The organism is Neorhizobium descurainiae, from assembly GCF_051400715.1.
Classification (GTDB): Bacteria; Pseudomonadota; Alphaproteobacteria; order Rhizobiales; family Rhizobiaceae; genus Neorhizobium.
Window position 1 is genome coordinate 34206 of sequence record NZ_JBLFFK010000033.1, and the last position, 10324, is coordinate 44529.

The window sequence follows — 10324 nt, forward strand, 5'->3', positions numbered from 1 at the left end:
TGATGGCGTGAAACGATGGAGCGCATATGCTCCCCGGACGAGACCTATGAGCGGGTGCAACCTTTTCTGAAGCCGTTTGGGATTACCCGCATAGGCCGCCAGACCGGACTTGATCATATCGGCATTCCGGTCTGGTGTGCCTACACTCCAAACGCCCGATCGATCGTCGTTGCTCAGGGCAAAGGGGTTACCGATGCCGATGCGAGAACATCTGCGGTCATGGAGGCTATAGAGCGTGCCATCGCCTGCGATCCCTTCCTGCCGACGATCAAGACCTCCGCATCAGCTCTTCGGGACGCGGGAGAACGCGTTGACCTGCTCGCTCCACTCCTCGCCAGAAATCAGCCTGTTCCGTGCAATACCGACATGATGGCATTTGCGGCGGGAGAGGACCTTTCAATCGGTGATCGCGTCCACGTCCCTATCGAAGCCGTGTCGCTTGATCGAACCCTGTCAAACTGCCGGTATTGGCAATCTTCCGACGGGCTTGCCTCCGGCAATACGTATCAGGAGGCGGTGTTTCATGCTCTTCTCGAGCGCATCGAACGTGACGCCCATGTCTTATGGCAGGTGCTTTCCGAACCGAGGCAGCATGCCCGATGCATAGATCCCGGCGCCTTCGGCGACAAGAATGTCAATTCACTCGTCATGAGGATCGTCGATGCGAACATCGTGCTGCGCTTGTTCGACATGACAAGTGATATCGGCATCCCCTGCATCGGCGCTTTCCTTGCGTCCAAGACGGCATTGGCCTCACGGGCGCCGGCACGTTACGTGGACGTGACGTTCGGCTGCGGTGCTCATCCATCTCCCGAACACGCTGCCATACGGGCGCTGACAGAAGCCGCTCAGTCTCGCGTGACCTATATCAGCGGCGCGCGCGATGACGTGTTTCATGAGACATATAGGCGACCGTTGCCGGAGCGGTTGCGAAGGCTGTTTTACGCGGACCCTTCAAGCGCCGTACCCCAACCCGGCCCAAAGGATCTCGCAGGCATTCTGATGAATTTGAAACGGGCGGGCGTCACCCAAACAATCGCCATTCGATTGAGCGAGCCGGAATTATCTTTCGCGGTCGTCAAGGTGTTGGTACCCGCACTGGAAAGCCCAGAGGGAGAGCGACGACAAAGATTTGGCGACAGGGCGATGGCGGCATCGTTTGCATCATGAAAGTAGTCTTTGTCGGTCCAAGTCTTCCGGACGCGGGGCGTTTCGTCGGCGAGGATATCATCGTAAGGCCGCCAGCGATGCAGGGCGATGTGCGTCTGGCGGTCGATGAAGGGACGCAGGCGATCGGGTTGATCGATGGCGCCTTCGAATATGTAGCGCCTGTCTGGCACAAGGAAATTCTCTACGGCCTCTCGAACGGAGTGGCGATTTTTGGAGCGGCGAGCATGGGCGCTTTGCGGGCGGCAGAGTGTCACGCCTTCGGTATGACGGGCGTCGGGGAAATCTTCGAAGCCTACGCGACTGAAACTCTGGTCGACGATGCGGACGTCGCGCTACTGCATGGACCGGAAGAGCTTGGATATGTTGCCATCACCATTCCGATGGTCAACGTAGACGCCACCGTGGCTTTGTGTTGCGTCGACGGTCTTATTTCTGATCAGGAGGCGCGGCTTGTCAAAGAAAGCGCGCGTTCCTTGTTCTTTAAGCTTCGTAGCTGGAAGGCCGTAGTGGCAAATTGCCCGGAAATCAGCGGCGCCCGTGCTGACGAATTGCTGCGAATTCTTCGCGACAACTATGTCGATCAAAAAAGAGCGGACGCCATAGCCCTGATCGATGCTCTGCGTCAGGCTGATGGATGTTCTCGTGCCCCGCGGTTCATTTTCAACCGAACATCTCTCTGGCGCAATGGCTGACGTCATCAGCCATGCGTTGTGTCACGCTGATGTCACGCCAGGCGCGCGTAAAATGGTTCTAGGCTGCGTGCCTCACTAGAGGGTAGGTGCATGGCATGCTCGGATTTGCAAGATAGTGATAGGGAAGCGGAACTCGTCGCCTTGGCGAGGCTGGTGATCTACGCGAGAGAAACCGCCAAAGGCCTCAAGTCGGCCGAAGTGGAGGCAGGACTTTCCGTGACACTTGAAGCGATCACCAGGGAGCTCACCGGCGACATCGAGATAACGGTGAGGTCGGTCCGGCAATCACGCAAAACACCGGGTCAAACCTATCAATAATAGGGAAACGGCGATCCGACCTGATCAACGGTTGATGTTGCCGAACCGCGCAACGGGGGCGGCACGAAGGGCTCGACGAGCGATATTGAGAGAGCACGTCGAGCCCTTGCCGCAGAGTGGGGTACCGCTGAGGGCGGACCTGCGGACGTGGAATTTTGACGCAGCCTCCGCCGCCGTCCAGTCCGGCCGGCAACTGTAGCGAACAACGGGTAAATTTCCACCGCGGCCGGTAAGGTCACTGGACAACCTCTCTCCAGCCGGATGATCTCGTCAGCGCATCGGATCAGCGCGACCGCACCAGTTCCGGGGGGAATCCTGTCGGGGTTGGCGAGAAGTGGATCGACCTTCGGAGCACCAACTGCCCGGGAGCACTGCGCTGCCCTGAACCCGCACGGCTCGCAGCGGCCGTGGGTTCATGTGGACGGCAGAACTGTTGCGGTTTTTCTAGCGTTTCTAAGTGGACTTTGGATCACCGGGTTCGGAATTCTTTTCTATCTATTGACATAGAGCCAGTCATCGAGCGGGAGCAGCGTATACCCAAGCAGCATTCCAATGAAGCGGAGAAGCCTTCCGAAAGGTCAGCGATCTCGCTAAGCGTGATCTTGCAGGCGCAAGCGTAGCCGGCGGCGTGATGCCAGCGCTCCGCCGCTATTCTTCAAGCGCTGTCTGGGGCGCCATGGAACGATAGAGAGCTACACCCCGGGTCGATTGAAACGACCGCCATCAATGGCGGCGCCGGCGAAGAAACGCCCATACGGTGTCAGGTAGCGGTGAAACACTGCGTCCGGGCCGATGCGGGTGATCTTCACCCGTACGCTGTGTTCTCTGGGTCTCTGATATAAGCTAGAGCAGTTCCAGTCTGCTCGATGGCGTCGAGGACTATATACGCTATTACAATAACGATCGCCAGGATGAAACTCAAAGGGCTGAGCCCTGTGCAATACAGGACCCCGCCCTCAAATCATCCCAGTCCATGAACCATCCAACTTTAAGTGCTCAGTTCATTCGGCGGGGTTTTTCTTACCTCTGATCAATCCGGCAGGCGGTAAACCTCGGCGGCGTCCTCCGCCTCTCTGAGGCCCTTGAATGAGGCGTGCCGGTGTGGGTCCAGCCGCAATATTCGGCCTTGGCGACATAGGCCGGGTCCGGTCATGACGAGGCTCTCGCCTGGACCGGCCACGACCGGAACCCACGTCTTGATCTTATCGAGCTGCTTTTTCAGCCGTCGCGGCTCGTTATGCTTGAAGCCGGTTCCAACGCTTTCCGTATTTTCCAGCCGTCACGTTAACGGCCGGCAAGCAACCAGCTTTGCGAAAGAGGCGGCCATTCACGTTGCAGGTGGCAATCCGCATAAGACCATCCTTTCGTCCTCGGCTCTAAATACTTGACTACAAAAGAGGCTCCCTCGGTTCGATCGAGGACGAAGCAAAATATCTCAACTCTTCAGGGGAACTCTCGTCACGACTGCGGGTTGGGCGACTACCTGAGGCCAAAAGGAGCTTCCCAAATGTTCATGCGCATCGATCAATTGCAAGCAGAATTGCCTGCGCCGAAGGCTGCCGATCCAAACGCCGCCGCCGCCCTTCAGGAGCTGCTTGGCGGCAAATACGGCGAGATGTCAACCCTCGGCAACTACATGTTCCAATCGTTTAACTTCCGCTCTAAGTCAAAGTTGAGGCCGTTCTACAGCTTGGTCGCCAGCATCACGGCGGAAGAACTTGGCCATGTCGAACTGGTCAGCAACGGCGTCGCGATGCTTGCGAACGGCCCCGATAAACCCGATGGAGATGTAGGGAATGGCGGCGACATCTCGGGAGCGCCCTTCGAGGATATGACGGACATCCGGCTCGCAGCGAGCTTCCTGTCAGGTGGCGGTGGCGCCATGCCGATCAACAGCAATGGCGCCTCCTGGAATAACGACTTCATTACCACGACCGGCAATGTCGTTCTTGACCTTCTGCACAACTTCCACCTCGAATGCGGCGCGCGTCTCCACAAGCTGCGGGTCTATGAGACGGTGACCGATCCCACCGGGCGAGAAGTCTGTGGCTACCTGCTTGTGCGCGGTTCCGTTCATGCGCACGCCTACGCCCTTGCGTTGAAGAAGATCACCGGCGTCGAGATCGAGAAGTTCCTGCCTTGCCCAAACATTCCTCTCGCCAACATCCCGGAATGCCAGAAATACCTGGATGAGGGGTCGCACCGTCGCCTCTATACATGGAGCCCAAACGACTACAAGGAGATCGCGGGCATCTGGAGCAACGACGAGGTCGCTCTTCCCGATGATCCACCCGGTGAGTTGGAGGTCGTCGACGGCATGCCGGATGGAGGTAAGATCCACCAGCTTGTCGGCGTACCATCTGCCTTCACACCGGATTACGCTCCGGAGGAGATGTTCGAGATAGCCGAGAAGCTATACGAGAAGTCACGCTGACGAAACGTCGGCCGCCCGCTTTCGGACTATCAGCGAACCTTCTGATGGGGTTCTTTAAAGTCCCTCGTTTTCACCCTGATCTGGTCGATGTGAGGCTCCAGGCATCGGCTGCCAAGTTGGCCCTTGATCGGGCTTATTTCCGCGCTGATCGTGCTGCAGGTCGTCAGCATGGCGATGCATTTCCTATGATCAACCCGGCAGGTTGAAGCCGCCCATGAAGGTGACTATCCCCCGACAATACCGCCGATGAATAGCCATACAAGCCGGGATAGATATCCGGTTGAGCGCTTTCCCATTCTCCGAGCGAACATCAAGCTTATGCGAGCGAGGCGGCTTGGAAGAACGGGATGCATTCGTCGAGAAACAAAAGCTCCGCTTCCTTCGCCCATACCAGGACCGGGCAGTCCAGGAGATTCAAAAGAGCGCCAAGAAAGGCGCGACACGGTTTCTGTTCGAGATGGCGACTGGGACGGGGAAAACTCTGACGTCCGCTGCGGTCATCAAGCTCTTCCTGAAGACACGCAACGCCAAGCGCGTTCTGTTTCTCGTGGACAGGCTGGAGCTGGAAACCTAGGCGGACAAAGCGTTCAAAGCCTATCTGAAGAAAGACTTCACCTCGATTATCTACAAGGAGCAGCGACTGGCGGAAGGTCGATATCGTTGTAACGACGGTGCAAAGCCTGCTGTTCAATGACAAATACCGCCGGCTGTTTTCGCCGACGGATTTCGATCTCGTGATCTCGGACGAAGCACACCGCTGATCGGCGGCAGTGCCGGAAGCGGCTTGATCGGCTTGCCGTTGAGCTGGGCCAAAATCATCGTCCCGCCCGTATTCATCAGGTCGGGGGCGGGTGCATGGATCACGCCGAATACCGGCCGGCGGTTCTCGTAAAGACCGATCGACACAGCCCAGTTCTGGCCGCCGCGGACAAAGTTGAACGTCCCGTCGATCGGATCGATGACCCCGATGTGTCCGGACCTGCCGGGATATCGTCCGCTGTCCTCTGGCGTCAATTTCAAAGGGACCTTCACTGGATGCCAACGGAGAGGTACGTGCTATTCTGCTTTCAGACTAGATATCGCTGACCCTTGAGTGATCCGATGTGCCTTGCCCTTAAAGATCGTCCGCACTGCGACGAAGAGCACTGGGCTGAATAGGATACCAAGCACTGTTGCCGAAATCATGCCGCCCATGACGCCGATACCGATCGAGTTCTGGCTGCCGGAACCCGCGCCATCTGCAATCGCCAGCGGTAGAACGCCAAGAACGAACGCGAGTGATGTCATCAGGATCGGTCGCAAGCGCTGGCGCGCAGCTTCAAGAGTTGCCTCGACCAGCTTTTTCCCTGCCGCTTGCTCAGCTACGGCGAACTCGACAATCAGGATAGCATTCTTGGCGGCGAGGCCGATGGTGGTGAGCAATCCTACCTTGAAATAGACGTCGTTTGCCTGCTCGAAGAGTGTCGCGGCAACGAGCGCACCGAATATCCCCACCGGAACAGCGAGCATGACGGCCAATGGTATGGCCCAGCTTTCATAAAGCGCGGCCAAGGCGAGGAAAACGACGATCACCGAGATGGCGTAAAGCTGGAATGCCTGGTTGCCAGCCAGTCTTTCCTGGGCGGACAGGCTCGTCCACTGATGGGAGAAAGTGCCTTGCAGCTCCCTCATCATGCGGTCGATTTCGTCCATCGCCTGGCCGGAGCTCACACTGGCGGCGGCAGATCCCTGGATCTGGATCGCGGAAGCACCATTGTAACGCTCCAGCCGCGGTGAACCGTAAGTCCAGTTTCCGGTAGAGAAGGCCGAGAACGGAACCATCTCGTCCTGGTCGTTCCGCACGTGCCAGCGATCGAAGTCGGTTGGCTGCATCCGGAAATCGATGTCAGATTGGATATAGACCCGTTTTACGCGGCCGCGATCGACGAAATCGTTGACATAGGTCCCACCCCAGGCCGTCGCGAGCGTCGAATCGATGTCGGCGAGGTCAATACCTAGCGCACTCGCACGACCACGATCGATGGCAACGGAAAATTGCGGTGTATCATCCTGCCCGTTCGGACGGGTCCCGGTCAACCGCGGGTTTTGGGCTGCCCATTGGAGAAGCTGATTACGCGCCGCCATCAAGGCATCATGTCCGATATTGTCGGTATCGCGGATAAAGAAATCAAACCCGCTGTTATTGCCGAATCCCGGAATGGCCGGCGGAGCAAGCGCGGTTACGCGGGCATCGCCTATGGCGCCGAAGGCTCTCATCGCCCGTCGAGCAATCGCCTGAGCAGAGGCTTGAGGAGAAGTCCTCTCCTCAAAGTCTTTCAACGCCACGAAGGCAGTCGCAATGTTCTGGCCTTGACCGCCAAAGCCGAACCCGACGGTTCCGAAGACGCCATCAACATAATCGGCCTCCTGCGTGAGAAAGTGGTCTATGACCTGATCCAGGACGCGCTGCGTCCTATCGGCCGTAGCCCCTGGGGGTAGCTGGATCGAGGTCATGAGCCGGCCCTGGTCCTCTTCCGGCAGAAAAGCGGAAGGGAGTCGATGATACAGAATACCGGCACTGACCGAAACCGCAGCGAACAAGATCAGCGAGATACTGATCCGCCGGATCAATGAGCCAACTATTCCTTGATAGAGGTTTGTAAAGCGTCCGAAACCATAGTTGAACCACCTGAAAGGTCCGGACTTCGCAGACTGTGGCGTCGGCTTTTTAAGCATTGTCGCGCAGAAGGCAGGTGTCAGGATCAACGCGACCAGCACCGACAGAACCATGGCGGAGACGACGGTGACGGAAAACTGCCGGTAAATGATTCCGACCGATCCGGAAAAAAACGCCATGGGAACGAAGACGGCGGAAAGCACCGTCGTGATGCCGATCAAGGCGCCGCCGATCTCATCCATCGACTTGATGGTGGCTTCGCGTGGATCGAGACCTTCCTCCTCCATGACGCGTTCGACGTTTTCCACGACGACGATCGCATCGTCCACCAGAAGACCGATCGCCAGGACCATACCGAACATCGTCAGGGTATTGATGGAGTAGCCAAAGAGCGCCAGCACGCAGAACGTACCGAGCAGGACCACCGGGACGGCAAGCGCCGGGATAATCGTTGCCCGAAGATTTTGCAGGAAGATATACATGACGACGAAGACGAGAATGACAGCCTCGATCAAGGTCGTGACCACTCCTTCGATCGACAACCGTACAAAGGGGGATGTATCCAAAGGGTATTGGACGTCCAGGCTCGCCGGGAAGTTTGGGCGTTGGCGTTCGATCTCGGCGCGCACCGCTTCTGCCGTATCCAGCGCGTTTGCACCCGAGGCCAGCCGGAAGCCCACACCTGCGGAGGGGTGGCCGCTGTATGTTCCGGCCGTGCTATAGCTCTCGGCGCCCAACTCCACTCTGGCGACATCGCTTAGCCGAACAATCGAACCGTCCCCGGCACTATCGAGAATTATCGCCTCGAACTGCTCCTTCGTTTGCAGGCGGCTACCGGCCGAGACAGCAGCATTCAACTGCTGCCCCCGCCGCTGCGGCAGAGAGCCCAATTGTCCGGCCGAGACCTGCGTATTCTGCGAACGCACAGCCTGTGTGACATCATTCACGTCCAGCCCATATTGGGCAAGCTTGTCGGGGTCGAGCCAGATGCGCATGGCGTAGCGGGCGGATCCGAGGACCTGGGTGTCACTGACGCCGGGCAAACGACGCAGCGCATCCATGAGCGAGGTGTCGATGTAATCTGCAATATCGCTTCCGCTCAGACTGTCGTCCGTCGAAAAAAATGAGGCAATCAAGAAGAAGCTGGAACTCGATTTGGCCACGGTCAGGCCACTATCCTGCACGGCCCGCGGCAGACGCGCGGTCACGAGCTGCAGGTTGTTCTGCACTTGCATCTGCGCGACGTCCGGATTGGCCGCGTTCGTGAATGTCAGCGTGACCGATGCTTCCCCAGCCGCCGTGGAGTTGGACGAGATATAGTCGAGGTGATCGATGCCAGTCATGGCCTGCTCGATAATCTTCGTGACCGCATCCTCGACTGTTTGAGCATCCGCACCGGGATAGTTCGCCGTTATCCGGACGGTGGTAGGGGCGATTTGAGGATATTGCGAAATGGACAGGGTGGTCATCGAGATCGCGCCTGCGATCATCAAGGCAATCGCGATAACCCATGCGAAGACGGGGCGGTCGATGAAGAATCGAGACATGACGATCCCTCAGGGTATTGCTACGTCAGTTGCGCCGATAGATGCTTGGCGACCATTCCCGGGATCTGGCGTCGGCGAGCTCTCAGCCGCGACGCGATGGAGTTCACCAGTCGCGTCGTCAACCGTCACGGCGCTGACCTCGACCTCCTGACCGGATCCTGCCCTCTGCAGGCCTTCGACGACCACGCGGTCTCCTTCTTGGACACCGGCACTGACGAGCCAGCTGTTGCCGACGCTGCGAGCAACGGGAAGTACTCGCTCCTCGATTTTCATAGCCCCATTGACGAATTTCGCGGTTGCCTGCCCGCGGGCGTTCCGCGACACCGCGCGTTGCGGCAACAGGAAGCCGTTCTCTACATAGCCCTCCTCGACGAGGGCGCGAACATACATGCCCGGCATGAGCATCCCTTCCGGGTTAGGAAAAACCGCGCGGAAGGAAACCATGCCAGTTGACGATGAGACTGCCGAGCTGTGGAACTGCAGCTTGCCCGGAAGGGCGTAACGGGTTCCGTCCTCGAGCAAAAGTTCTACGGTGACGAACTCTCCGTTCGATTGCATCCTTTCGGATGCCAGCGCCTTGTTAAGCGCAAGCAAGCTAGCGCTCGAACGCACAAGATCGACATTCATGACGTCGAGCTGCCGGATGGTCGTAAGGACAGCCTCCTGGTGTTCGGTAACGAGCGCACCTTCCGTAACATTGGACGCATCGATACGGCCGCTGATCGGAGCCCTGACCTTTGTATATTCGAGATTGATGCGTGCGGTCTCGACTGCGGCTGCAGCAGAGGAAACGTCAGCCTCAGCTTGCAACAGCTGGGTCCGAGCATCATCAAGCTCCTGGCGGCTGACCACATTGTTCGCACTTAAGGTCTGATAACGCTCGAAACGGGCACGCGCACTTGGAACCGCGCTTTCGGCGCGTCGCAGCGCCGCCTCAGCGTTCCGGACGGCCGCCTCGAAGGAGGTCGAGTCGAGCTCATAAAGCACGTCCCCCGCCCTAACGGTTCCCCCTTCCGCGAACGTCCGATGCCGAATGATCCCAGTAACGCGTGGACGGACTTCCGAGACGAGATGCGCGCTGGTTCGGCCCGGCAGCTCCGTCGTAAGCGTCACTTTCTGCGGATGCAGGATCTGTGCGCCGACTGCTGGCTTGGCTCTCTGCGCCGGTTGCTGCTGAGCGGCAACATTGTCATTGCAGCTGGCAAGAGCTACCGAAACGCAAATGGTTGCAGCAAGACGGAGGATGTCTTGGGCAAATTGGATCATCGCACACCTTTGGATAAAATGACGAACACCAGTATCGGAAGAAAATGGAATGCGCGCTGGTGGTGTCACCACCGCAGCTGCATGTTCGAAGGCTAAGCCGCCTTTGTCGCACAGATGTGCCGGGGGGCGAACGAAACTGTATCAAAGTGTATCAGCACTCATCAGTAAGCGGTGTTTTGCACCCACCTTCCGGATCACGGCGTGATTGACGATGTTGAGCCCGAATGAGGGCTTGGACATA

8 protein-coding genes and 1 pseudogene are annotated in these 10324 nt (G+C 58.1%); 6 read left to right on the top strand and 3 right to left on the bottom strand.

All coding sequences use genetic code 11. The features are described from left to right. Nucleotides 1-15 precede the first annotated feature (15 nt). The 6 genes from ACMGE0_RS31335 to ACMGE0_RS31360 all read left to right on the top strand — a co-directional run bounded on the left by ACMGE0_RS31335 (nt 16) and on the right by ACMGE0_RS31360 (nt 5375). On the top strand, nt 16-1170 hold the full coding sequence (locus ACMGE0_RS31335) for a YcaO-like family protein (RefSeq protein WP_436819784.1): 1155 nt from the start codon (nt 16-18) through the stop codon (nt 1168-1170). Further along, nucleotides 1167-1862 carry a TfuA-like protein gene (locus ACMGE0_RS31340; RefSeq protein WP_436819785.1) on the top strand — a complete coding sequence of 232 codons (696 nt, stop codon included), beginning with the start codon at nt 1167-1169 and terminating at the stop codon, nt 1860-1862. Before ACMGE0_RS31335 ends, ACMGE0_RS31340 begins: the two co-directional genes overlap by 4 nt. A gap of 90 nt (nt 1863-1952) precedes the next feature. Then, nucleotides 1953-2180: a hypothetical protein gene (locus tag ACMGE0_RS31345; protein ID WP_436819786.1), complete on the top strand. Its 228-nt coding sequence runs from the start codon at nt 1953-1955 to the stop codon at nt 2178-2180. 1507 nt (nt 2181-3687) lie between these two features. Continuing rightward, nucleotides 3688-4614 (top strand): manganese catalase family protein, encoded by a 927-nt coding sequence (locus ACMGE0_RS31350; RefSeq protein WP_436819787.1) that lies wholly within the window; start codon nt 3688-3690, stop codon nt 4612-4614. Between the two features lie 334 nt (nt 4615-4948). Beyond that, nucleotides 4949-5188: a DEAD/DEAH box helicase family protein gene (locus tag ACMGE0_RS31355; protein ID WP_436819788.1), complete on the top strand. Its 240-nt coding sequence runs from the start codon at nt 4949-4951 to the stop codon at nt 5186-5188. A 97-nt stretch (nt 5189-5285) separates the two neighbouring features. After that, entirely contained in the window at nt 5286-5375 is a 90-nt protein-coding gene (locus tag ACMGE0_RS31360; protein ID WP_436819789.1) for a hypothetical protein, read from the top strand. Between the two features lie 31 nt (nt 5376-5406). Here the strand turns inward: ACMGE0_RS31360 and ACMGE0_RS31365 are convergent. From ACMGE0_RS31365 to ACMGE0_RS31375, 3 genes and pseudogenes are all read right to left on the bottom strand, one after another. Continuing rightward, nucleotides 5407-5646, bottom strand: a pseudogene (locus tag ACMGE0_RS31365) (inositol monophosphatase family protein); the annotation flags it as partial. Between the two features lie 24 nt (nt 5647-5670). Continuing rightward, complete coding sequence (locus tag ACMGE0_RS31370; RefSeq protein ID WP_436819790.1) at nt 5671-8817, bottom strand: efflux RND transporter permease subunit; 3147 nt, start codon at nt 8815-8817, stop codon at nt 5671-5673. A 9-nt stretch (nt 8818-8826) separates the two neighbouring features. After that, nucleotides 8827-10083 carry an efflux RND transporter periplasmic adaptor subunit gene (locus ACMGE0_RS31375; RefSeq protein ID WP_436819791.1) on the bottom strand — a complete coding sequence of 419 codons (1257 nt, stop codon included), beginning with the start codon at nt 10081-10083 and terminating at the stop codon, nt 8827-8829. Nucleotides 10084-10324: the final 241 nt, after the last annotated feature.